Here is a 25,176-nt window from a genome sequence, read left to right as displayed (position 1 = left end):
CGGTTTGTATAAAGATTATCAATATGATTGATTGAGTACCGAGATCTTGTTAACACCGAACACCTTCTGTGAGACAAAACCATGGCTTAGACTTGTGTTTCAAAGGATTACAGCGCAAAATCACAAAAAATTGAAAGGAGCAACCAAATGGAACTGACAGATATTCGTCGTGAATACGCTAAGGGTGGATTGAGACGTAAAGACTTGGCCGCAGACCCTATTGAGCAATTCAATCTATGGTTAGAGCAAGCCATCGAAGCTAAGATGACTGACCCTACTGCCATGACAGTTGCCACGGTTGATGAAAATGGTCAGCCATTCCAACGAATTGTTTTGCTAAAGAATGTTGATAAAGACGGTTTCGTTTTTTACACCAACTTAGGTAGCCGTAAAGCGCACCAACTTGAGCACAGCAGTAAGATAAGCCTGCATTTCCCTTGGCATCCTCTAGAACGACAAGTTCACATTACTGGCACCGCTGAAAAGCTGACAGCAATGGAAAACATGAAGTATTTCTCGTCACGTCCAAAAGAGAGCCAATTGGCAGCGATTGCAAGTAAGCAGAGTAGCCGTATCTCAGCTCGTGGCATTTTAGAAGGCAAGTATCTAGAGCTTAAACAGAAGTTTGCTAAAGGAGAGATTCCGGTGCCTTCTTTCTGGGGTGGCTTCCGAGTTCGCGTGGATAGCATTGAGTTTTGGCAGGGTGGTGAACACCGCTTGCATGACCGTTTCTTGTTCTCACGCCAAGACAACAGCTGGGATATTGATCGCCTAGCGCCTTAGGCTTACGGATCTTAAGTGGTCTACACCGAATAGAACATACAAAAATACCGCTGACTTAGTGATTAGAAACATCAAGCAGCGGTATTTTTTTATCTGTGCATTCCCAGATTCATCGACGAGTTGGTCATTCAACTCATTTATCACTGTGCAGCACAACGGAGATCTGTTTATTGAGCAGAGTTTCTGGGATCACGGAGCCTAAGCCCGAGTCCAGTGCATACTCAATTAATTGGCTTTTGCTGCGCGCATCGAACTTCTGTTTCAATCTCGCGACATGACCTTCGACCGTTTTGATTGAAATGTCTAACGTAGACGCAATGTATTGAGGCTTCTTGCCGAAAAGCAGTAAGAACAACACCTCTGATTCTCGCGAAGTCAGCCGCTTTTGCAGCTTAGACACGCGCGGCTCTGATCCCGCAAGTGATGCTTGATTACCTTTCGCTCCTGTTGCCTGACAAACCCAGTGGCCGACTTCTAAGATCGCAGTATCAGTGAGCTCTTGCCCATAGAAGATAGTGCCTTGGACATTGTCGTTATCATCAAGCCAAGGGGTTTTGGTAAAGATATGGGCGTGCCAGCGTCCGTCTGGATAGGGGTGAATATCGAGGATTTTAAGGGTACTGCGTGTATCCATCACATGTTTGTCTTGAGCTCTGAAATCTTGCGCGCACTCAATGGTTTGACTGGGCATGTCGAAGTCGGTCAAACCAGTACAAGTCTCATCGGGTTTTAAGCCAATCAGTTTGTTGTAGGCAAGGTTTGCGTACACGAAGACCGAATCAGTATCTTTGCAGCCCCAGCAACCTGGAAGTTGTTCAAATAAAGAACGATGTATGGAGTTGAATGGATCTGGCAAGGTTTTATCTCGTAAGCAGAGGTATAGCAATAATATCAGTTTCTTATAGCGCTGCAATGGCAATTAGAGTTTGTACTCTGCTCGAAAAATAGGGGGGTGAATGACAGTTAAACAGATTGTTGACTAACTGCTTCAATCACGGAGAATAGGTGGGCAGAAAGGGTGATAAACAGGCAAAAAAAAGCCAGCCTGAAGAGGGGCTGGCTAAAGACAAGATATGCCTTGTCGACATGTAGAAGATTTTCAGCTTAATTTACGAGGGTCAGGTAAATTAAACTGAGGCATCAATTTGATACCCAGAGTGACTTACTACTCTATCGACGAATCTACTCCTAGGAATGCTTATGCATAAGGGGGGAATTCCCCTATAAATGCTGCTCAATGTGATAATTGAGAACTTAGAGTAAATATTTGAGATGCTGAGTCAGTGATTGAAAGCCTACAGCTCTCGCACGACTCTGAATCCTAGATAGTTCGCTGCCGTTGAAGGCGGTACGTACAGTTCGTTAAACACTTTTGCCTCTTCTGGAGAGAAGCTCCACGCGCCACCTTTCGCTAAACCTTTCTGAATGGTTGTCCATTCCCATACGTTACCCACCATGTCGTAGAAGCCTGTTGGTGTTGGCAGGAATGATTTAACTGGAGATGTGCTAACGTTTGACCAAGGCGTACCCGCCCAGCCAGTGTTGGCCTTACCTGAGCGGAACTCGTTACCCCACCAGAAGTTGGTGTCTTGACCTGCTCTTGCTGCAGCTTCCCACTCTTGTGGTGTAGGTAAACGGTAAGTGAAACCGGTGTTTTGAGATAACCAACGAGTATACGCTTTTGCATCATTTTGGCTGACACATACAACGGGTGAGTTATCTGCTTGTTTAAAACCAGGGCTCTGCCAATCATGGTCTGAAACGGTTGTGATCTCTGCATTGACGAACGTATCGCAGGTGTTCATTAGCTCTGCGTCTGTTTGGTAGCCAGTGCTGTCAACAAATGTTCTAAAGTCTTGAACGCGGGTAGGTGTTGCGGCTAATGCAAACGGCTGTTTGATCGTCACTTGTTGTGCGTTGTTTTCACCGAGTAGGTAGCGACCTGAGCCGACAACAATCATTTCAGGGCTCTGAATGTTGTTTCCCATCGGGTCTGCAAACTTGGTACCGACATTCAATGAGTTCTGCTTGGCCTGTAATACGGCTCGTAGGTTGTGATCGCGGGCTATCTTCAGCTCTTGGTGGAAAGAAAGGTAACCCTCTTTCTCAATCGTGACCATGTGCTGGCCTGTTGGTAACATCACTTCAACGGGTGTGCTGCCATAGTTCACGCCGTTGATAGAAACCTTGTCGTTGTATTGATTTGAACGAACCACCAAGTTAACCCAAGCGACTTCTTTTTGCTGGTCGTTGGCTTGTTGCTCGCTTTGAGTGAAACAGTTTGATGACTGAATACCAAGTAGACGACAAGGTGTGTTCTTATCTGGACGAGTTTCTAGGTTCGCCGCAATCACCGCTCGGTAACGGTTATCTTCAGAGAAGCCCGAGGATTTCACTTTGTGTTGCAGAACGTGAATATTCAATGAAGCAGACGCAAGGTGCTCTTTCACTGTTTTCGATTCGGTCGCGTTGTCCACCAGGCTGTGCTGGAATTGTTTTACCGCTTTTTGAAGTGCCAAGGTCACCGTTTGGTCTGAACATTGCGCCAGTGTCATATCGCTGCTGCAACGGTTCGTAAAGCTAACGGTTTGCTCTTCCGTCTGAGTGATCTCGTTTCTGAGTCGCTCAGCTCTTGCTCTTAGCTTATTTTGGTTCAGATTAGCGATTGAAGCTTCTGCCGCCGTTTTCTCTGCTTGGATAGCCTCAAGCTCCATCATCAAGCCTTGCTGCTTCTGCTCTGAATCTGAAATCGCAAGCTTGCCTTCTTTTACTGTTTTCCAAGCGCCTTGGAAGCGGTTTTGAGCCGGCGAGATATCGAAATCGGGCTCATCAATCATGCGCGTGTAATCTTGCTCTAGGCTGGCTTTCGCTTCTGCGAGTGTTAGCTCTGCTTGAGCTGATAACTTGGCTAGACGTGCCGTTTGCTGCGCTTGATTGTCGACTTCATTTTGTTTGTCAGCTAGTTTCTTCTCAACAGCCGTTAAGTCGGCATGCTTTTCGAAAAGTGAGCTTTCAATGTCGCTGACAGAAGACGTGATCGCTGGTGGTGTCGCCTCAGCGAAAACAGCAGGAGTCATTAGGCAGGGAGCAAGTGCAAATAGTAGAGTAGGAAGACCTTGGCGCATGATGGGCTACTTCAATCGTAATTTAGGTTAATCGAATATTCTAAACGAAAACGCCATTTCGTCTGCAGCTACTGTTTATAACGATCAAACAAGGTTATAACGACCGTCAGTTTATAACGATCATACTGTTTATAACGATCATACAGATTATAACTACCAACAAAATGGCGAGTATTCATTCAGCTTTGTGAAATAGGCACGGCTATCTTAATTAGAGCGCTGAGCTATTCATACTGGACTTAGCTTTCCTTGCTAGGAAGAAGCTTAACCCAAATAGTGTCGCTACCGTTGATGGTAACTGCGCGGTTGTAAGACTCGTAACCTTGTTTTGAAATGGTTACTTGGTGACGACCACTTGGTAGCGCAACCTCAAGAGGGGTGCTGCCATACTTAATGCCGTTGATGGTCACTGAGTCATTGTACTGATCAGAACGTACCGTCACGTTAGCCCACTGTTTGTCACTCTTCTTAACGACTGCTGCGTCACTGCCCGTTAAACAGTAGCGCGTTGAAACGTTCAATAAGTTACACGCTGCAACCGCCTCAGGTTTTGCTTGAAGCTGAGCCTGCATCTGCATGAAGTAAGAGTTGTTACCAGAAAAGCCACTCTTGATCGCTTGGCTGTCTTGAACATGGATGTTCAGTTGAACACCTTGCAAGTTCTGTTTTGCTAATGAACTTTCCGTGAGCTGCTCAAGTAATTGGCTCTTGAACGTTTTCACCGCTTTTTGATTGGTCAGGTGTTTACCTTGAGCAGTACATTCACCCAATGTCATCGTTGATGAACATGTGGTGGTGTAGCTGGTTTCAAGAACGGCACTTTCGCGAAGTTCTGATGCAATACGTTTAACGCGAGCTTCAACTTTCGACTCTCTCAAGTTTGCCAGCTCATTATTCAGGCGAGCTTGCTTTTGCTTGATTTGAGAAAGGTGAATTTCGCTCTCGTTCATCGCTTGTTCGTTATCTAGCTGAGACGATTGATTCTCTTTAACCGCAGCCCAAGCGTCTTGGTAACTTTTCTGGAAAGAGACCAAATCCGTTTCTGGATCTTCAAGCAAGCGACTGTACTGTTTGTCGAGTACAGACTTGGCTCTGTTACGTTTTGCCTTAAGTTCTTCACCTTCGCGTAACAACTTGCTGTTCTTATTTTGAAGTTGTTTTAGGTTTTCAGTCGCCGATACTTTGGTTGCTGAAATACGCTCAATATCTGAGTTTTTCTCTGTTAGCTTTGCATCGATAGCTGAAACGGGATCGACTTGATTCAGTTCTTCAGCGGATACCGATGCAGATACCCAAAGTGGGGATAGCGCGAGTAAAAGCGCTGAAATTCGAAAGTTAGTCATAGGTCCCTGCAACTTGTAGATTGAAAATTGGCTCGTTAATAAAGTGTCTACTTCCTAGTTGTGAGTCACTAGTTATTAGCAATTAACACAGTACCCGCCTTTATACCGTTTTATTGCTATCCAATCTACTCAAAAGCCAAGTTTCGGTACTTCGGATACACTTTTTGCAGGTTTATCGCCAATTATTTGAGCTATATAAGAAAATTTATTCATTATGTTGGGGCGACAAAGTATTTATTGGTGGCATGGTTTGCTTGTCGGTGTGATTGCTTGTGAAGCCCCTAAACTCACCGGAACGATTGGTTTTACAATGCCCGTAGTTTATACACTCTTGATCATCTTTCCGGAGGCATGATCAAGACGATCTCGATAATGATCTTTTGTTTAAGGCGAGGAAATGACTCTCATGATCATTTACAAATTCATCTTATGCAGATTTCAGAGTATTATTCTTACTATGTCGACCTGAGTATTTTGATGTTATGCCTAAACCGTTACCCTTTCCGAACTTTGACTTGTCCCCGCTAAGCCTTACTGGCCCTCGCCCTGCGGAGATCATTACTTTGCCTTCGCATATGGATTGTCACGATCACCATTATTCGCAGGTAGTCATTGGTTTAAAAGGTCAGGCGGAATTTGAAGTGAGCGGTAAAGGTAATCTTGTCGGTCCAGGGCAAGGCTGTGTAGTCACGGCTCGCTCTGATCATGCTTTCGGTGGAGTGGTTGGTCAGTCGGATATTCTCGTACTCAACATGCCTATGCCAACCGATGATGACCCTCTGATGCTAGAGAAGATTAACCAGCTAGAATCCTCGAACGTCTACTTCCAATTAGATGCGCAAATTCAAAAGCTTATCCATATGTTGGTGCAAGAGATGCAGGCCAGTCCTGATGATCTATTGTTGAGTCGAGCTTGTAATGACACGGTGATTGCGTTGATGCAAAGACACATCTCGGCATTTGAAACCTCGATTAAAGATTCGCGTTTCGATCTTGAGTCGTTGGATCGCTACATCGAACAACACTTGGCTAATAAGATCTCAGTCGCGCAGCTTGCAGGCAGTGTGTTCTTGGGCGAAAGCCAATTCCACATGCTATTTAAAGATCAAATGGGCATTACCCCTCACCAATATGTTTTAGGAAAGCGTATCGACCGCTCTCGACGCCTTATCGAACAAGGTAATTTAAGCCTTGGACAGGTTGCAGAACTTGCTGGTTTTTCCGGTCAATCCTCCTTTACTCACACCTTTTCTCGCCTTCAAGGCATGTCACCATCTCAATACAAAAAGCAAATTTCTGTTAAATAAAAAAACAAAACGGCATATTATATTAAAGTTTCATATGTGACCTTGTGTTTGTTTTGTTAATAAAGCGAGTTTTTAGCAAAAAACTCGGAGTTTTTGACAAGTAATCCTTATATACTCTAAATACACTGCAGCCATTGTAGAGATCCCGAACTCTTTTCGGGTGTGAGATTAAGGAAAACGCATGTTTACAGCTACTGATGTGTTAAAGCCAGAATTCAACGAGCAGTCGCTTGCTGATCTTTGGACGCTTATCTCACCATTATATATGGTGGATGAAACCCAATGGCTAGAGCAACTTCTGCCGCTAGCTACCCCTTCTGAGTCTGAAAAGCAGCAAATCACAGACAAAACGACATCATTGATCGAAGCTATCCGTGCGGATAAGACTTCTATCCAGATGATCGATGCACTGTTGCTTGAATACAGTCTAGATACTCAAGAGGGCATCTTGCTGATGTGTCTGGCGGAAGCCTTGATGCGTATTCCTGATTCAGCAACCGCTGATGCACTGATTCGCGACAAACTCAGCGTTGCGGATTGGAAATCTCATCTAAAGAATTCTGACTCAGTGTTTGTTAACGCATCCACTTGGGGCCTAATGCTAACAGGCAAGGTGGTTGGACTTTCATCTAACGAGCAGAGTGCGGGTCAAGCCGTTAATCGCTTAGTGAACAAGCTTTCTGAGCCGGTGATTCGTAAAGCGATGCACCAAGCGATGAAGGTGATGGGTCACCAATTCGTTCTTGGCCGTAGCATTGCTGAAGCGCAAAAGAACGGTAAGTCTATGCGTGACAAAGGTTTTACCTACTCATACGACATGTTAGGTGAAGCAGCACTGACCACGGCAGACGCAAACAAATACTTCAAAGATTACCTAATGGCGATTGAAGCCGTAGGTCGAGACACGTATGTCTCTTCAAAATCGAGCCCTGCGCCATCGGTATCTATCAAGCTTTCTGCGCTTCACCCACGTTATGAAGTGGCGAACGAAGACCGCGTACTGACTGAACTTTGCGACACGCTAGAGCAGTTATTGCGCCGAGCAGTAGAGCTCGATGTTGCAATTACGATTGATGCGGAAGAAGCGGATCGCTTAGAGCTTTCTCTTAAATTATTCGAAAAACTGTACCGCACTGACCTTGTAAAAGGTTGGGGTAAATTTGGTTTGGTTATTCAAGCATACTCAAAGCGTGCACTTCCGGTTCTAGTATGGCTAAACCGCCTAGCGAAAGAGCAGGGTGATTTAATCCCGCTTCGCTTAGTTAAAGGTGCTTACTGGGACAGCGAAATCAAATGGTCACAGCAGGCTGGTTTCACTGATTACCCAGTTTACACTCGTAAAGAAGCGACAGACGTAGCTTACCTTGCTTGTGCGCGTTACCTATTGAGCCCAAGTGTTCGCGGCAATATCTTCCCGCAGTTTGCGAGCCACAATGCTCATACGGTTTCAGCTATTGCCGTAATGACCGAGCATAAAGACTTTGAATTCCAACGCTTACACGGCATGGGTGATTCTCTGTACAACCATGCGATGGAAGCTTACCAACAGTCGGTACGTATCTACGCACCGGTTGGCAGCCATAAAGATTTACTGCCATACCTAGTACGTCGCTTGCTAGAGAACGGCGCAAACAGCTCGTTTGTACACCGTTTAGTTGATGCTCGTTGCCCTGTGGCAGAGCTGACCCAACACCCTGTCGATATGCTTCTTGCATTCGATACGCTGCACAACACTAAGATTCCTCTGCCTCCAGCGGTATTCCCTGAGCGTAAAAACTCTTACGGTGTGAACATCGATATTGAAAGTGAAGCGCATCAGTTTGAAGAGCAAGTAAAAGGCTTCTTAAACAACCAATGGACAGCGGGCCCTGTGATCAACGGTGAATCTCTTGCCGAAAGCATGATCAAGGCTGATCAGAATGTTGAGCAAGTGACTGCACCTTATGATCGTCGTATTAATGTAGGTCAGGTGGCTTTCGCTAACCTTGATCATGTTTCCGTAGCGATCACTGGCGCAGATGCAGCATTTGCTGATTGGAACGCAACTTCAGTTGAAACCAAAGCGGCAGCGCTTGATAAGCTGGCTGACCTGATGGAAGACAACCTTGCTGAGCTGGTGGCAATTTGTCATCAAGAAGCAGGTAAGACGATTCACGACAGCGTTGATGAAGTGCGTGAAGCGGTCGACTTCTGTCGTTACTACGCAAAACAAGCGGATAACCTACAAGGTTTCGAACTAAAAGGTTTTGATGGCCAAACACGAATCGCTTCACGACAAGGTCGTGGTGTGTTCGTTTGTATTAGCCCTTGGAACTTCCCTCTAGCCATCTTCCTTGGCCAAATTACAGCAGCTTTGGTTGCGGGTAACACGGTTGTGGCTAAGCCTGCCGAGCAAACAAGCTTGATTGCAGCTCGCGCGGTTGAACTGATGAATGAAGCGGGTTTCCCTGCTGGCACCATTCAATTACTACCGGGTCGCGGTGCTGAGATCGGCAGTGCACTAACCAGCCATGATGCGATTGCGGGCGTTGCTTTTACGGGTTCAACACCAACAGCACAACGTATCAACGTGTCATTGGCAAGTCGTAACGCTAAGCCTGTTCCGTTTATTGCGGAAACCGGTGGTCAGAATGCGATGATCGTCGACAGTACCGCACTGCCTGAACAGGTAGTTCGTGATGTTATTCGTTCTGCATTCGCTTCAGCAGGTCAACGTTGTTCTGCGCTGCGTGTGCTTTACATTCAAGAAGACATCGCAGACCGCGTGGTTGCATTGATTCACGGTGCAATGGACGAATTGAGTGTGGGTATCCCACATCTTCATAAAACGGATGTTGGCCCTGTTATCGACCAAAACGCGAAACAGAAGCTAATGGCGCATTTAGAAAACATGACCAATACCCAGAAGAAGGTGGCTCAACTTTCTCTAGGTTCTGATTGTGAACATGGTGACTTTGTTCCACCAAGTGCGTTTGAAATTGATGACATCAGCTGCTTGAAAGAAGAACAGTTTGGCCCTGTGCTGCACATTGTTCGCTTCAAAGCGAGTGAGTTGGCGCAAGTGGTCGATCAAATTAACCAAACGGGCTTTGGCCTAACCATGGGTATCCACAGTCGTAACGAAACAACTTACCGTTGGATCGAGAAACACATTCGTGTGGGTAACTGCTACATCAACCGCGACCAAGTGGGCGCCGTTGTTGGGGTTCAACCATTTGGTGGTCAAGGCTTGTCAGGTACTGGCCCTAAAGCGGGTGGTCCTCACTACCTATACCGTTTTACAGATGTTCATTTCTCTCAATCACAAGACAAGGCATAAGGAGCAGTATCATGGTTCATCAAGTGACAGGTTTTTCTGATGCTTTGCTAGCGTGGGAACAATGGAATCTTACCGACTTTGATTACAAGAGTGCTCAGGTACTTGCGCTGAAATCAGAGATCGAAAGTCAATCTGTGCCTTTGGCTGCAGTGGCAACTTATCATTTAGAGCAAGCGTCTGCGCTGCTTTCTGAGCATCATCTAATGGCGGGTCCTACGGGCGAAACCAATGAGCTGTATGCCGCTGGCCGCGGTGTAGCTTTGGTGATTGTTGATGATTGCGAAGAGAAAGTGCCGGCACTGCAAACCGCAACAGCGATGATTACTGCAGCACTATTGGCAGGTAACAGCGTTCAATTGTGCAGTGATGACGTGCAGTTCAACACCTTAATTGCAGATGCCGCGAAACAAGCGAATCTACCAACCAACTTGGTGCAGGTTGCCTCGTACGACGCTGCTCAACAGTTGTTGTCTTGCGATGTGCGAAGCGCGGGTTACGTAGGTAATTCACAAACGGCACAAGCTATCAATTTACAGCTTGCTAAGCGTGACGGTGCAATCGTCGGTTTAGTAGCTGAAACGGATCTGGCGACAATGAATGTTGCCAATGATCCACACCTATCGCTGCGCTTCATTACCGAGCGTACGCGAACTATAAATATAACAGCCGTGGGCGGTAACGCGACCTTGCTCGAACTTGGAAGCGAAGCTCACTAACCTTCAGTAAAATTGGCTCTAAAGACTTTTGGTTTTCTCCATTTTTGGGTTTTCTCCATTTTTGGGTTTTCCCATTTTTGGTTTACTCCCTGAGTGCTTTGGAGCCTCAATACCTAACTCAATGCACTTGCTTGCCTTTACGGTGAGTACCTTGCATTGAATTAGGCATGGAAGGCTTTCTACAAATGAGGACTATCAAATGATAGAAAACAGTTTTGCAATAACGACGACGTTCATTGCGTATCTAATTATGATGCTAGCGATCGGTGTTATTGCTTACAAACGTACATCTAACTCAACTGACTACTTCCTAGGTGGTCGTTCGTTAGGTCCATGGCCTGCTGCACTATCTGCTGGTGCATCAGACATGAGTGGTTGGTTGCTACTTGGCCTGCCTGGTTACGCTTATGCTGCTGGCTTTGAAGCATTTTGGCTTGCTGGTGGCCTACTTGTTGGTACTTGGGCAAACTGGTTAATCAGTGCAAAACGTCTACGTACTTACAGCATTACGACTGAATCACTGACGCTGCCTGAGTTCCTATCTCGTCGCTTCAACGATAATTCTAAGCTGATCCAAACAATTTCTGCTTTCTTTATCCTTTTATTCTTCCTTTTCTACACAAGTTCAGGCTTGGTAGCAGGTGGTAAATTGTTTGAAACGGTATTCGGCCTAGATTACACAACTGCGGTAATCATCGGCACGGTATGTGTGGTTTCGTACACCCTGTTTGGTGGCTTCCTAGCGGTATCTTGGACTGACTTAGTTCAAGGCCTGCTAATGTCTGCTGCGCTATTGATTGTACCAATCGCGGCAATGAACGGTGGCCTTGGTCAGCTATCTAGCGACTTGCACAACATCAACCCAGAGCTTCTAACGCTATGGAATGATGCGAAAGGTGAACCACTGTCTGCTATTGCGATCATCTCGCTAGCGGCATGGGGCTTGGGTTACTTCGGTCAACCACACATCTTGGCTCGTTTTAAAGCAACTCGTTCAAACAAAGATCTTGTGACAGCACGCCGCATTGCGGTTATCTGGACTGCATTGTCTATGGTTGGTGCAATGCTAGTCGGTCTTGTTGGTCTAATCTACGTGACTAACTCTGGCGCGCCTAAATTAGACGATGGCGAGAAGATCTTCATGCTTCTTGTTAACGCAATGTTCCACCCAGTAATCGCCGGTATCCTACTTGCTGCAATCCTAGCGGCAATCATGAGTACTGCTGATTCACAGCTTCTTGTTTCTTCATCTGCAATGGCAGAAGACTTGTACAAGCAAATTCTGAAGAAAGATGCAACGTCAGAAGAGATTGTTCGTGTTGGCCGTTTCGCGGTTATCCTAATTTCTCTGATTGCTCTTGTGCTAGCGATGACGCCGGACAGTTCAGTTCTTGGCCTTGTATCTTACGCATGGGCTGGTTTCGGTGCTGCGTTTGGTCCAGCTATCGTATTGAGCCTTTACTGGCCTCGTATGAACCGTAACGGCGCTCTAGCGGGTATCGTGGTTGGTGGTGTTACGATTGTTCTTTGGAAGCAGTTCACGGGCGGTTGGTTCGATGTGTACGAAATCGTACCGGGAATCATCCTATCGACTCTTTCTATCGTTATCGTGAGCCTAATTACTGGCGAGCCTGAAGACGAAGTTAAGAAGCAACACGCTGAGTTCGAGAAGAACCTAGTTGAGCTAGACTAATTTACATTGTAAAACAGGTGTGAATTAGCAAAGAACATTAGCTAAAAAGCAATTGTAAAAAGAAATTGAAAAATAAAAGCAATAGAGTCACTTCGGTGGCTCTATTTTTTTGACTATACCCCAATGCTTTGACCTTTCGACCTTTTTGCATCTGGCAAGTTGAGTGTATTGAGCATGTTTACCTTGTTGGTGACGCTGGCTAAGTCATACTTCTAGGCTCGGAACATTTCAGTTCCCACTGGGATACATTACTCTTGCTAAGAGCTGTTGAGTAAATGAATAGGAAGGTAGTAGTGCCTCAAGTAATCCCGAATATTGGCTTTAACCATGAAAAAACGGCGCAGGCTGAGCTGGAGTTGGTGCCCTTGTCTCGGCTCTATTCAGAAAGCAATATTAGTCACGACCCTCAACTGCCACATCGTGTCAGCTTCTTCCTGATTCTGTTTATCGAGCAAGGCTCAGGCACACACATGGTCGACTTTGAGGACTACCCTTTTAGCCAAGGGAGCGTGTTGTTCATTCAAAGAGAGCAGGTGCACGCCTTTGATTTTAGTAATAAGCCACAAGGCACTGCGGTTTTGTTTACTCAAGCGTTCTTAGACAGCGTTCACGCTAACATGAAGTTGCCGAACTACACGCCTACTCATTTGAACAAGGCACATTCGGCACTGTTATCACTAGACGAATCCCACCAAGAGCGGACGCAAAGTCTCATTCAACAAATTACGATGGAACTGAATCAATCCGAATCTGATCCCTTGATCGTGATGTATCTGTTCTCGGCATTGGCGCTGATTCTTCATCGTCTTCGACCTGAAGTGAAGCAGGATGCCTTGAGCTTGCAGCAGAATATCAAGTTTGCTCGTTACTTCGAGCTTCTTCAAAACAACTACCTGCGCGTGCGTGATGCAAACTGGTACGCCAATCAAATTAACACCACCTACAAGACGTTGAACCAAGCGTGCAAAGTCGCAACGGGGTTAACTGCCAAGCAGATCATCGATTCTTTTACCGTTTTAGAAATGAAGCGTCAGCTGGTGGTGACCAATATTACGTCTCAAAAAATGGCGTCGGATTTTGGTTTTGAAGACGCCAGTAATTTCGTTAAGTACTTTAAAAATCATACTCAAATGACGCCGAGCGAGTTTCAAAAGAAGTATTCCAAGCCGTCACTCTCAGAATAGCGACTAAGTGAGCATTGATAACGTAAGGTTCGATATCTACCATTTTTCTGCCTAAATCCACTCTGCCGTGAGCCTCTCTCGTTGATTAATATAGTTTCCAAGCCAACGAGAGGACTTTAAAAATGAAAACAATAACTAAATCTACATTACTAGCGGCAAGCGTATTTAGCGCTTCTACTTTCGCAACCACCGCGACTGCCCAAGAGCTGTCAATTCAAGAAAAAGCGGTAGCGGTTATTTCGAGCATTGAAACGGGCGACGCAAAAGCGGTGAGCTACATTAACCCTGAAAAGTACATTCAACATAACCTAGCCGTTGGCGATGGCTTAGCGGGCTTTGGTGAAGTGCTACAAATGCTGCCTGAAGGCTCTGCGAAAGCACAAGTGACGCGCTCATTTCAAGATGGCGACTATGTTGTTGCTCATACCGAATATAACTTCTTTGGCCCGAAAGTCGGCTTTGATGTGTTCCGCTTTGAAGATGGACAGATAGTTGAGCATTGGGACAACCTGCAAGAAATTGCCAAGCCAAACGCAAGTGGACGAACTCAATTAGATGGCACGACTAAAGTCGTAGATCTCGATCAAACGGACAAAAATAAGCAGTTGGTCAGTGGTTTCGTTAAAGACATTCTGATCGGCGGTGATATGGCAAAGATTAATAACTATATCGATAATGAAGACAGTGCTTACTTACAGCACAACCCAGGAGTAGCCGATGGTCTAAGCGGTTTGGGTGAAGCTTTGGGTGCGCTAGCAGAAGCGGGTATGCCAATGGTTTATACCGCCAACCATAAGATTTTAGGCCAAGGTAACTTTGTGTTGTCGATCAGCGAAGGCCAGTTCATGAATAATCACGTTGCTTTTTATGATCTATTCCGTGTTGATAACGGAAAAATCGTAGAGCACTGGGATACCATTGAAACCATTCCTGCTCGTTCAGAGTGGAAAAATGACAATGGTAAATTTGGCTTTTAAATTGTGAGCTAAATTTAACCAAACATGGTTTGCTTAAGCGGTACTTTCGCAGAGAAAGTGCCGTTTTTTTATCGACCAATTTGATGACTAAGACGGGGGAAGTACTGTCGCTATGGGGTTTTACAATGTAAATCGAAACCGCATGAACGAGGGAGGGTAAATGGAAGAAGAAAGATCTTGATGGCGTTTGATGTCAAAAAACGAAAGAGAAAAATGGCTATTTTTTGAACTTGGCGCTCACTTTTGTGATTAGCTCGGTGAATAGTGCAACCAAATTCGACATGATGTGTCAATTGTCAGTAACCACTAAAGACCTATAGGACAAAGGTATGCCTGATCTCTATTGCAAAGGATGTAAAAAAACAACACTACATAAGTCTATAATGAAACGTTGTGAATCTGAGCCCGAGACAACCTCTGGCCGTATGATGCAATGGACGTCAAAGCTATTTAGTGGAAACCTGTATTACGATATGGAAACTCAGCACTTCTGTCGAACGTGTAATTGTCGTTGTGAAACAGGAAGTACAGTTCCCCAAGTTGGAATGGCTTAACTTATAGTAAGTGCTTACCTACCTAGATAAAAAAAACCTCCTTTATGGAGGTTTTTTCGTTTCTATGCGGCTTTGAGTGCAAGTTTTGTGTCAATGGCGTTGCCATCAATCTTCACTTCCCATCCATAGTTCGAGTATTCACTTGCGAGTGCTTCAGCAACATCTTTTGATACCGTTACGTGTGTCCATGAGCCAATACCGTATGGTTTGTACGCGAGTTCTTGTGTCTTCATAATAGAGTTATCCTTTCTCTTTGATAATCCCATTATTCACTTTGGCCTATATCCTTTCTTTCGTTTCTGGCTCAACTTATTTGTTATCTGGGTCATTTCTATAATAATTTGTTAATAGTCAAAGATTGATTTATAAGGGGTCTTATCGTTCCATATTGATTTATATTTGATGTGAATACTAAAGGCATATTTAGTTTTTTAAATGTGTGAGCGAGGTTTTCTTCGATTGTTCGTGGTATGGAATATACTGAGCGGAATTTAGAATGTTTAAGGAATGTTATGTCTCAGCATCAACTCGATCGTATCGATAAAGAGATACTAAGAATTCTGCATATGAAAGGACGTTTGCCCGTTGTTGAGTTGGCAAAGCAGGTCAACCTAACGACGTCCCCTTGTTCTGATAGGTTGAAGCGATTGGAGAAAGAAGGCTACATAACGGGCTATCATGCCGAGCTCTGTTCAGAAAAGCTGGGACTCGATGTCCAGGTCTTTATCCATATTCGTCTAGACCAGACCAGCTTTTCGATTTTCGATAAATTCGCCCAAGCGGTTGAAATGATGCCTGAGGTGGAAGAGTGTTATTCGCTGTCGGGTGATTTTGACACCATGATCAAGGTTCGAGTGAAAGACATGAAGGCATACCAAGCGTTTATGGCAACCAAGCTGGGCACACTGCCGGGCGTGATTCAGACTCGCAGCGAAGTGGTGATTGAAGAGCACAAGAAAGGCTTTGGTGTTAACCCTGAGTTGTTGGCCACCCTAAAATAGTGGCCTGCTTTCGCCTTACCAAGGTGATTTAGATATAAAAAATGGAAGCTCGTGAGCTTCCATTTTTTATTGAGTGCCCGAGAAAAGGTCAATCAGATTAAGTTAGAGCAGTTAGAGTGAGAACAGATAAACCGCTTACAGCGTAATTGCCGCAGAGATTAAGCCAATCACACCGCCAAACACACCGCCCCAAACCACTAGCCAACCAAGGTGCTTCTTGATCATGGCTTGAACCATCTCTTTAACCAGCTTTGGTGTCAGTTCATTCAAGCGCTGATCGATGATCGCTTCAATATTCTCTTTGATTTCATCCATCATTGCAGGCGATTCAAGTTCATCCTTGATGGCATTTTTTACAGAATCACTCTTGCTGATTTCAATCACAGACTCTTGCATCTTCTCCACGAATGGCGCTTTCATTGGCTCTAGTGCTTCAGTGCCGCCAACCATCGCTAACATGCCACCAAATTGTGAGTTCTCGATAACATGCACTAGTGAATCGAATGCAGGGTTGAAGTCGATCTTCTTAATCACGGGTTCTAGGTTGAGCGACTTACCGCTCATCTCGCTGCTTAGGAAGCGGTCGATATTACCTTCGGTAAAGAATTGTTCCATCATCAGTTGTTTAATAGCCGCCTTGAACTCTTCAAAACGAGCTGGAATAACGCCAGAACCGTATAAGCCGGGTACTTTTTCGAACAACATGTGAATCGCAAGCCAGTTGGTGATGGCACCAGAAAAGGCGAATAGGCCTGCATAAAGTAAGTATTGGTTTGCTGTCGCATAGCCGCCAGCAAGCAGTGCTAACGCGATTACGTTAGTTAAGACACTTTTGTTCATGGTTGATCTCTAGAAAGAATACTGCGCGCATTTTAAGAAAAAAACGCCAAGAAAAAAACAAAAGGATCGATGAAGTTTATGGGGCAGACGAAAATAGATGAGAAAGGGGCGAAGAATAACAGATATAAAAAAGGCTAGCCTCCCCCCGAAGTCTAGCCTTATTCCAGAACGCGCAAGCGAGGCGTCTTTGGTGTTAATGTCATTATATAATTACGACATAACATTCTGCCACGTGTAATTTACCATTAATTAACAAATTGGTGTGAATTACGCCGCACTTTTAAAGTAGCACATAAATTAAGCACTCGACGCTTGGTCAAGATTATCGGCAATGAAGCCTCCGGTCTGGTGATTCCACAATTGAGCATAGATGCCATTTTGTGTAATCAGCTCTTGGTGAGTGCCTTCTTCGACGATATTGCCTTGGTCGAGTACGATTAAGCGATCCATTGCTGCAATCGTTGATAAACGGTGTGCAATTGCAATCACGGTCTTGCCTTCCATGAGCTCAATCAAGCTCTCTTGAATTGCGGCTTCTACTTCAGAATCAAGTGCTGATGTTGCTTCATCCAGAACCAACAGCGGTGCATTCTTCAGAAGTACGCGTGAGATAGCAACACGTTGACGCTGACCACCCGAAAGCTTAACGCCTCTCTCACCAACTTGAGCATCGTAACCAATGTTACCAAACGGGTCGGTGAGCGTTTCAATGAACTCGTGCGCGTGCGCTTGTTGGGTTGCGGCATACACTTCTTCATCTGTCGCGTCAGGTCGACCGTAAAGGATGTTCTCTTTGATTGAACGATGAAGCAGTGAGGTGTCTTGAGTCACCATGCCGATGTTGCTGCGCAGTGAGTCTTGCGTGACATCTGAGATCACTTGGTCATCAATCAGGATGCGGCCGCTTTCTACATCGTGGAAACGCAGTAGCAAGTTAACTAAGGTTGATTTACCTGCACCTGAACGGCCAACCAAGCCGACTTTTTCACCCGGTTTGATGTTGAGGTTTAGGTTGTTAATCACACCCTTATTCTCGCCGTAGTTAAAGCTCACGTTATCGAAGTTGATGCCACCTTGTGGCACATCCAAAGGCTTAGCGTCTTTTTTGTCTTCAATAGCGATGGGCTTAGACAGCGTTTTAATGCCATCAATCACGGTGCCTAGGTTTTCAAACAAGCCACCAATTTCCCACATGATCCATTTCGACATACCGTTGATACGCAAAGCCAAGCTGACCGCTATTGCAATTGCACCAACAGTGATTGCGTTGTCTAGCCATAAGTAGATAGAGATACCGGCAATACTGAACACCAACAAGTAGTTAGCGAACTCAACGCAGATGTTGAAGCCGGTCACTAAGCGCATTTGGCGATGGACGGTATCTAAGAAGCCTTCCATGCCTTCTTCGGCGTATTCTGTTTCTCTTTTGCTGTGTGAGAACAGTTTGACCGTTGCGATGTTGGTGTAGCTATCCACAATACGACCCGTCATCAACGAGCGAGCATCGGCTTGCTCAGAAGACACATCTTTGAGTTTCGGTACGAAGTGCAGCTGAATGCTGACGTAAATGAACAACCAAACCAGCATCGGAGCCATCAAGCGCCAATCTGATTCTGCGAGTATGAATAACATCGCCGTAAAGTAGACCGTCACATAGACGAACACATCGACCATTTTGGTCACGGTTTCACGTACTGCGAGTGAGGTTTGCATCACCTTGGTGGCGACACGTCCGGCAAAGTCATCTTGATAGAACGACAAGCTTTGCTTCAAAAGGTAGCGGTGGGCTAACCAACGAATCGACATTGGGTAGTTGCCTAGCAAAGTTTGGTGAAGCAATAGCGAGTAGACGCTGATCAAGATTGGCATCACGACCAACAGTAGAACGCCGAGCCCCATCAGTGTTGATTGGTTGTCTGCTAAGAAGGTGTCTGGGTTGCTTGTTGATAGCCAGTCAACCAGTTGTCCCATGTAGCCGAACAGCGCGACTTCGATGATCGCGATGGTCATGCTCATCAACCCGAGCAAGATCAACGGCTTTTCGAAACCTCGAGTGTAATGGCGGCAGAATGCCAGTATTCCAGTAGGAGGTTGTATCGGCTCTCCCTTTGGAAAGGCTTCAGTAAAGCCTTCAAATTTCTTGTACATAGATTTCCCTTTATAAACTAGTGCATCTATAAGCGACTGCATCGTTGGTGCAGCTTTGTTTTTATAGTCTTGATTTGAAATTTTACCGTCTTAGTTTGAAATTATATAAGCGCCCATGGGTTCTTATAAGCATTGAGTCATTCGATGGGTGTTGTTCTAGCTCTTATCTAAGTACTTGGTTTAAGCGCTTAGCTTTAATTACTTAGCTTTAATCACTTGGTTTTAACGTTAAATGCTTAGTTTCAACGTTAATGCTTAGTTTTAAAGTTAATTACTTAGTTTAAGTGACGAAGGAAAGATCCAAAGAGTGTCTTTCATGACGCTTATTTTAGATTGAATTAGACAGGAAAAGTTAAGCTTATTTCAAACGTAATTGATGGTTATGCAACGGTGATAATCCTAACGTTAAATGGATTGAATTGTAACCAAAACTCGTGGTGAGCGAGAAAATGAAATCGGAATATTTATCCATAAAGCGACTTAACGAATATGCATACAGTTGGTTCTTTCTGATGTGCTGTTATCTCGCAGTAAAAATTACCGATTAATCTAAGATCTGCAGTGATTGTTTGGGATAAATATTCAAATCATTATTATTTTCAGTGAATCTTGTCGTAACAAGTTGTTTACAATTCTGAGGTAAATAAAAGATAGGGACGGTTGAGATGTTAAACCTACACAAAAAATCACTTCATATTACTAATGTTCAAAACGCCAATTGCGTTGTTATGGTTCCGCCAAAAGAGTTTCGATTTAACGAAGAAACAGCACGTGATAACGAGTTTCAGCACAGAGTCAATCTGACCGAAGCTGAGGTGAAGCTGGAAACGATGGCCGAATTTAAGGCTATGGTGGCTTCGTTGCGTAAAGAAGGTGTGCAAGTTGTAGAGTTTGATTACCCAGAATTGGGTGTCGAAACCCCTGACGCAGTGTTCCCAAACAACTGGTTCAGTACTTGTAGTGATGGAAGTTTATTCACTTTCCCTATGGCCTGTGAAAACCGTCAGCATGAAGTTAAGCCTACTGCTCTTATTGAAGTGTTGGAAGCGTCTGGTCGCATTGTTAACCACAGTGAGTCTATGGAGTCGTACGTTGCTCAAGGTTCTTATCTAGAGAGCACCGGTGTGATGGTTATCGATCACATCAATAAGACGATTTATGCGGCGCTTTCTCAACGTTGCGACCGTGAAGTATTAGAAGATTATGCGAAGCGTATTGGTTATTCTCGCGTGGTTTCGTTCCAAACGGCATTACCGTCTGGTCAGCCGATTTACCACACCAATGTGATGATGGCGATTGGCGATAACTTCTGCGTGATCTGTGATGAAGTGATTCCTGAGTTTGAACGCCGCTTTGTGGTGAAATCTCTTGCGAAAGACAAGCAAGTTATCTCAATCTCAATCGATCAGATGAACCGATTCTGCGGCAATATTCTGCAATTGGAAACCGTGAATGGCGATAAGGTAATCGCGATGTCTCAGTCGGCTTACGATGCATTTTCTCCAGCTCAATTAGCTCAGCTTTCGACACACGGAAAGTTGCTGCCATTTAACGTGAAAACGATTGAAGACATTGGTGGTGGTTCGGTGCGATGCATGTTGGGTGAGGTGTTTCTACCAACGCGAGTGAATCGTCTGTAACAAGTATAGAAAGTATAACAAGCACTCACTTTAGCAATGAATCTTTGAATACCACTCTTATCGCAGAGTGGTATTTTTGTTTTTATCTATCTTTGTATCCGTCTACCAGAAGTAAGAAAACAGTAATAAGAGAACCAGAGCTAGATACACGAGCTAACGCGCACAAAAGTTAACGGAAAACAGCTAACGCAAAAGCTATGAAGCGTCTTTAAAAGCTCTGTGTTCGATGAATTGAGCCGACAGTGCCACGACTTCCTTGGAGTAGACAAGCGCCGTGTGGTTGAGTTTGAGAGCGTAAGTATCCGTTGCCCCTCTCAGGTTTGCGTCTTCGAGTGTTACCGTGCCATCCCCCGGATTTTTTCCCAGTACAATACGTCCAACTCCGGCGTCGTAAGTGCCTGTAATCACGCCAATCGGCACATCAATATCGTAGTCACCCAAGCCATCACTTAAGATCATTTTGCTCGAACCAAATATAAATCCAAGACCATGATTCGAAAGCGTTTTGGCGATGGTTGCCCCATTGTGCGGAGTGCCTGCGGTAATAATGCAGGTGTCTGCAAAGTCGGGTTGGTAGAACTTAAAGTAGTGGCGAATCAGCAAGCCACCCAGTGAGTGACCAAAGAAGTAGACTTCATCGTATTCATTAAAGCGAGCATTCACGAAGCGATTGAGGCGTTTGGCGGCCGAAGGGAAACGCAGCGAGTTGTAGGCAAATTTGTGCGTTGTAAAGCCGCGTTTTTTGAAGTTTCTATCCAGATATTGCATGATCAACGCAGGCATATATAGACCATGAATTAAAACTATATGTTTGTTTTTATTATTCATTTTTGTCCCCCGTCTGATGATGTCCCCAGTATATTTAGTCGCAAATCTAAACTCAATAAAACTTGCTACTAATGGGACACAAAAGACAGAGAGTGCTTGATGGGTAAAGGGTGGGTTAGTCCGATCTCACTCCACCATAAACATCAATAGTTAAACCGCCTTGTTTAGCGTAAGTATTGGGTGTTAGACCGATGGTTTTCTTTAGGTAACGAATCAGGTGCGGTTGGTCGCTAAACCCAAATTGAAAGGCGACGTCCATCCAGTCGATGTCATCCAAATTTCGCTTATACAAGTATTCCAGCATTGCTTCGAGCTTGTTCATCGATTGGCACTGTTTTAATGTCAGCCCTGTTACCTTGTTGAAGCTTCTTTCCAATGTTCTTTGCGAGCAAAACAGCTTGTCGCCAAGCTCTGCAATCGGTGTCGAACCAAGCACACCCAACACCTTACGTGTCAGTTCGCTGTGCCTATCCGTTTTAGCTGTCGATAGCCAAGGAAGTAGCAAATCATCTAACTGCTGACAGCAGGCCTCAACATGGGTTTGAGCGAGCTTGATCAGTAGCGTTGCATCGGCGTTTGGATTGTTTAGCAAACCTGCGAGATTGACTGGACTAACCCTGTCCAAGCTAGGGTGAGGACTATCTGGGATAACCAATGAATACAAGGCTCCGACATGGAATTTAATGCCCAAGTGAACAAAGGGCTTCGAGTGATCCAATTCGATGGCTTTATGGTGTGGCAGCAGTAGATGGCAACCAACGTCTTGATCGATTTTTTGCTCAATAGTGTAGTGATACGCTTGCTCGCTTGGCGATAAGATCAGGTGTGCTGATGGATCGGGATTGAGTATCGGAAATTGATGAGTTTGAGCGTCGGGCGTCTTTTCAATCAGCCAGTAGCAATCAATGAACTGAGCAACTACAGGGGATTTTGGAGACTGTAACCAATTGATCATTAGACCTTCTATTTCAGATGACTGTCACCTCCAACTATATGTGGATATCGTTGGAGGTGACAGTTTTTATCAGTATCTATTGTTAGAACTTAGTCTTGATGTTTGTTAATCCGAATCAAGGCTAATCAGTTTCCTTTAATTCGCTAAAATTAAACTGCAAGATACGATGCTTTGATGATAACCCAGCGCGTGTGATGGCCTTTTGTGCGCCAATATTACTGCTTTCCGTAGAGCACATAGCTTCTAACCCTTGGCTATTAGCGTGCTGCTTTAGAAAGTTAAGAACACGCGTTGCTAAGCCTTTACCGCGTTCTTGTTGTGCGACAATCATACCTAGGTCGGCAAACTGTGTTTGATGCTCATCGAACTTACGACACTCTCCGGTTGCTAGAACATGGTTATTTTCTATGTAGCCCCATAGCTCTTGGCGAGCAATTAAGTTGCTGTAGTAACCGGTGATCCACTCTTTTGGCGCGCCAATCGCTGATGAAGCAAACTCAACGAACTGCTCCAGTTGTTCTTCTGTCGCGAGGCTCATCTCTATCTCTTCAATGCGGTCTGAATCACAATCAGATCTGGCTTGAGAGTTTTGGCGGTACATCATCGCATTCACTTTAAATGACTCTGTGTTGTCGACACACAGTGATAAATATTGTGGCTCAGCCGTACTCACGAATGCGCCTTTCACATTACCAATCACAGAGCTGTTGTTCTCTACGATTAAGGGGAACAAGTCTTCAATATGAGTACTGGCTGTTGGTGCTAGGTAGAACTGAAGTAAGTAGCCTTCGCCATTCAACACGCAATAACCGACAAGATTACCGTTTTCGTAAAAACCAAAATGGTCAGACATTGGCACAAAGCCAAAATGCCACATGCCATCGAGTGGTGCTGTTGATTCGGTAAAGTAAGCCGTTTGAAGTTCGCTTAGGTCACTAAGTGTTGAGATTTTTTTGATGTCTAACATCGCTTGAATTCCTGCTGTTTTGATTCGGTAGAGTGCGTGGTCGTCATCTTGTTCTCAGGTACGTCAATTGACGATGAGATAATTGATTAGCTGAGCCACGTTTCAATAACAGCAATTGTAGGCGACGGCTTGAGGCCGGTATTGAATAAAAACGACAGTTTTGAAAGGTGTGTGGGTGTTAACAGAAGAGCTGATGTTAATTGAAAGAGGGCAAGATATTTTGCCCTCTGCTGAACTTATTGATTGGGACGTTGAATAGGGCGCATTACTTTCCTGAGTCTTCAGCTTTGATGAGTTTTGTATCGACAGTTTCACTCTTTAACTCAGGCTCAACTAATACCTTTATCACGCCTTTTTGTAGGATCAGGTTATTAGGGTAGGTGATGATGTTGCCCGAACTGTGTCGAAGAATAACGTGGAACATGGTGATATCGATGATCACACCGCTGATGTCTTCGTCTTTCTCCGCGACTCTTACTCTGTCGCCAATGCGATAAGGGAATACGAAAAATATTAGTACACTGGCTGTGAGGTTACTTAGAATCGACCATTGCGCGAATAAAGCGACACCCAGCACCGCAAATATGGATGATAAAAACAGCGAAATATCACCAAAACCCAAGTTAAGAACAATCGTAAACACAGCGATGAAGAGTAGAAACAGAACGATATTGAAACACTTAATCACGAACTGCTTTCGCTTCAATTCGACGCGCTTATTTTCCGCTAATGTTTCTATCCAGTTTTTCCCCAAGCGTTTTATCACCCAATAAACAGTGATAAGAAGTAAACCTAAACCCACTTGTTTAAGCCACATATTGGATTGCAAAAACTCAACCATTAAATAAACCTCAATTTTTTCAAAATAATGACCTCTGCCGCTATGACCACGAGCAGCCCAACGCAAAATAGTGGGAATGCTATTGGGTTATCTGTTCCGGGTATTCCTGCAATATTGACACCCAGCAAACCGGTGAAAAACCCAGCAGGGAGGAAAATACCCGCAATGATAGAAAATAGGTACGTATTTCTATTCATTTTTTCAGCTTGTTGCTGACTTAGGCTCGCTAAAAATACATTAATTTGTTCGATGTAAAACTCAACAGACTCATTAATTCTCAGGATGGTATCAAGGCTGTTCTTTATATGACTGTTGTGCTTACTCAATGGTGCAGGCAGGTCACTCATTAAGTCCTCAAAAACGTATTTCTGTGGCTTCAAATAGCGCCTTAGTCTAAGTAGCCTTGAATGCAGAGCGTTAATGGATCTTATGTCGATATTGGATTTAGATTCTAACTCGTCAATCAAGAGTTCGACGGGTACTAGGAAGGTTGAAATACTGTGGTTGATTCCACGTATCATGCCCAGTAATACATCAGGTAATGATGTCGGGCCTTGGTTTTGTTTGAGATCAGATATCAGATTACTGACCGCTTTTGAAGGAACTTTGCGTGTCGATATTAAAGTGCCTTTGTACCATAAGATGCGTAGGCTAAGCATGTCGTCAGGGTTAGCACCTTCGTTTAGATTAATCCCTCGCAGAATCATCAAAAAACAGTCGTGGCCAAACTGTTCGAACCGAGGACGGGTGTCATCGGTGAGTAATGAATCGATGATGGCATTTGGAACCGTATTACTGTGGAGCCATTCTCTCAAACCGTCAGCATCTCTTTGGCAGTGATACCAAGTTGATTGCTCGAATGAGGCTGGGCTGGTGGTGTGTTCATGTGCCACACCCTCAGAAAATTGCCAGCTTGAAATTATGAAAGCGTCCATTCATTTGTCCTTAATGATAT

General features: G+C 44.7%; 20 protein-coding genes. 9 read left to right on the top strand and 11 right to left on the bottom strand.

Annotation, left to right across the window (positions count from 1 at the left end):
• Nucleotides 1-147 precede the first annotated feature (147 nt).
• Nucleotides 148-783: a pyridoxamine 5'-phosphate oxidase gene (pdxH, locus tag NX845_RS05950; protein WP_065680947.1), complete on the top strand. Its 636-nt coding sequence runs from the start codon at nucleotides 148-150 to the stop codon at nucleotides 781-783.
• A gap of 133 nt (nucleotides 784-916) precedes the next feature.
• Here the strand turns inward: pdxH and NX845_RS05945 are convergent, their stop codons facing one another.
• The 3 genes from NX845_RS05945 to NX845_RS05935 all read right to left on the bottom strand — a co-directional run bounded on the left by NX845_RS05945 (nucleotide 917) and on the right by NX845_RS05935 (nucleotide 5,251).
• On the bottom strand, nucleotides 917-1,702 hold the full coding sequence (locus NX845_RS05945; protein ID WP_017078417.1) for a helix-turn-helix transcriptional regulator: 786 nt from the start codon (nucleotides 1,700-1,702) through the stop codon (nucleotides 917-919).
• Between the two features lie 376 nt (nucleotides 1,703-2,078).
• A complete protein-coding gene (locus NX845_RS05940) occupies nucleotides 2,079-3,908 on the bottom strand; it encodes a formylglycine-generating enzyme family protein (RefSeq protein ID WP_065680946.1) in 1,830 nt (609 codons plus the stop codon).
• 239 nt (nucleotides 3,909-4,147) lie between these two features.
• Nucleotides 4,148-5,251, bottom strand: a complete 1,104-nt coding sequence (locus NX845_RS05935; RefSeq protein WP_029222554.1) for a PEGA domain-containing protein — start codon at nucleotides 5,249-5,251, stop codon at nucleotides 4,148-4,150.
• Between the two features lie 482 nt (nucleotides 5,252-5,733).
• Between NX845_RS05935 and NX845_RS05930 the strand changes: the two genes are divergently transcribed.
• From NX845_RS05930 to NX845_RS05905, 6 genes are all read left to right on the top strand, one after another.
• Nucleotides 5,734-6,558, top strand: coding sequence for an AraC family transcriptional regulator (locus tag NX845_RS05930; protein ID WP_017075637.1), 825 nt, complete (start codon nucleotides 5,734-5,736; stop codon nucleotides 6,556-6,558).
• A gap of 181 nt (nucleotides 6,559-6,739) precedes the next feature.
• Nucleotides 6,740-9,877 carry a bifunctional proline dehydrogenase/L-glutamate gamma-semialdehyde dehydrogenase PutA gene (gene putA, locus NX845_RS05925; protein ID WP_260256641.1) on the top strand — a complete coding sequence of 1,046 codons (3,138 nt, stop codon included), beginning with the start codon at nucleotides 6,740-6,742 and terminating at the stop codon, nucleotides 9,875-9,877.
• A gap of 11 nt (nucleotides 9,878-9,888) precedes the next feature.
• The gene (locus NX845_RS05920) at nucleotides 9,889-10,593 is read left to right on the top strand and encodes a 1-pyrroline-5-carboxylate dehydrogenase (protein WP_004732537.1); all 705 of its coding nucleotides are present in this window, start codon (nucleotides 9,889-9,891) and stop codon (nucleotides 10,591-10,593) included.
• Between the two features lie 202 nt (nucleotides 10,594-10,795).
• Complete coding sequence (gene putP / locus NX845_RS05915) at nucleotides 10,796-12,286, top strand: sodium/proline symporter PutP (protein ID WP_026012326.1); 1,491 nt, start codon at nucleotides 10,796-10,798, stop codon at nucleotides 12,284-12,286.
• Nucleotides 12,287-12,579: 293 nt separating this feature from the next.
• Nucleotides 12,580-13,470 (top strand): AraC family transcriptional regulator, encoded by an 891-nt coding sequence (locus NX845_RS05910; protein WP_017084940.1) that lies wholly within the window; start codon nucleotides 12,580-12,582, stop codon nucleotides 13,468-13,470.
• A 122-nt stretch (nucleotides 13,471-13,592) separates the two neighbouring features.
• A complete protein-coding gene (locus tag NX845_RS05905; protein WP_017091973.1) occupies nucleotides 13,593-14,447 on the top strand; it encodes a nuclear transport factor 2 family protein in 855 nt (284 codons plus the stop codon).
• Between the two features lie 616 nt (nucleotides 14,448-15,063).
• On the opposite strand, the gene NX845_RS05895 is transcribed toward NX845_RS05905, so the two are convergent.
• Nucleotides 15,064-15,234 (bottom strand): hypothetical protein, encoded by a 171-nt coding sequence (locus NX845_RS05895; protein ID WP_017078425.1) that lies wholly within the window; start codon nucleotides 15,232-15,234, stop codon nucleotides 15,064-15,066.
• A 279-nt stretch (nucleotides 15,235-15,513) separates the two neighbouring features.
• Between NX845_RS05895 and NX845_RS05890 the strand changes: the two genes are divergently transcribed.
• Nucleotides 15,514-16,002: an Lrp/AsnC family transcriptional regulator gene (locus NX845_RS05890; RefSeq protein ID WP_004732526.1), complete on the top strand. Its 489-nt coding sequence runs from the start codon at nucleotides 15,514-15,516 to the stop codon at nucleotides 16,000-16,002.
• A gap of 135 nt (nucleotides 16,003-16,137) precedes the next feature.
• Here NX845_RS05890 and NX845_RS05885 read toward each other — a convergent pair whose 3' ends face one another.
• Both NX845_RS05885 and NX845_RS05880 read right to left on the bottom strand, forming a co-directional pair.
• A complete protein-coding gene (locus NX845_RS05885) occupies nucleotides 16,138-16,842 on the bottom strand; it encodes a hypothetical protein (RefSeq protein WP_004732525.1) in 705 nt (234 codons plus the stop codon).
• Nucleotides 16,843-17,139: 297 nt separating this feature from the next.
• Complete coding sequence (locus NX845_RS05880; RefSeq protein WP_065607504.1) at nucleotides 17,140-18,990, bottom strand: ABC transporter ATP-binding protein; 1,851 nt, start codon at nucleotides 18,988-18,990, stop codon at nucleotides 17,140-17,142.
• A gap of 665 nt (nucleotides 18,991-19,655) precedes the next feature.
• Between NX845_RS05880 and NX845_RS05875 the strand changes: the two genes are divergently transcribed.
• The gene (locus NX845_RS05875; RefSeq protein ID WP_004732521.1) at nucleotides 19,656-20,630 is read left to right on the top strand and encodes an arginine deiminase-related protein; all 975 of its coding nucleotides are present in this window, start codon (nucleotides 19,656-19,658) and stop codon (nucleotides 20,628-20,630) included.
• Between the two features lie 195 nt (nucleotides 20,631-20,825).
• Here the strand turns inward: NX845_RS05875 and NX845_RS05870 are convergent, their stop codons facing one another.
• From NX845_RS05870 to NX845_RS05850, 5 genes are all read right to left on the bottom strand, one after another.
• Nucleotides 20,826-21,458: a triacylglycerol lipase gene (locus NX845_RS05870; protein WP_017091975.1), complete on the bottom strand. Its 633-nt coding sequence runs from the start codon at nucleotides 21,456-21,458 to the stop codon at nucleotides 20,826-20,828.
• Between the two features lie 115 nt (nucleotides 21,459-21,573).
• Nucleotides 21,574-22,413, bottom strand: a complete 840-nt coding sequence (locus NX845_RS05865; protein ID WP_065680938.1) for an AraC family transcriptional regulator — start codon at nucleotides 22,411-22,413, stop codon at nucleotides 21,574-21,576.
• 121 nt (nucleotides 22,414-22,534) lie between these two features.
• Nucleotides 22,535-23,380, bottom strand: a complete 846-nt coding sequence (locus NX845_RS05860) for a GNAT family N-acetyltransferase (protein ID WP_017095823.1) — start codon at nucleotides 23,378-23,380, stop codon at nucleotides 22,535-22,537.
• Between the two features lie 265 nt (nucleotides 23,381-23,645).
• Complete coding sequence (locus NX845_RS05855; RefSeq protein ID WP_017078430.1) at nucleotides 23,646-24,221, bottom strand: mechanosensitive ion channel family protein; 576 nt, start codon at nucleotides 24,219-24,221, stop codon at nucleotides 23,646-23,648.
• Nucleotides 24,221-25,156: a CorA family divalent cation transporter gene (locus tag NX845_RS05850; RefSeq protein WP_017089364.1), complete on the bottom strand. Its 936-nt coding sequence runs from the start codon at nucleotides 25,154-25,156 to the stop codon at nucleotides 24,221-24,223. The genes NX845_RS05855 and NX845_RS05850 overlap by 1 nt, the downstream gene beginning before the upstream one ends.
• Nucleotides 25,157-25,176: the final 20 nt, after the last annotated feature.

Origin of the sequence: Vibrio sp. NC2 (assembly GCF_025195005.1) — a bacterium.
GTDB classification, from domain to species: domain Bacteria; phylum Pseudomonadota; class Gammaproteobacteria; order Enterobacterales; family Vibrionaceae; genus Vibrio; species Vibrio splendidus.
This window is presented reverse-complemented; position numbering and strand designations above follow the sequence as displayed.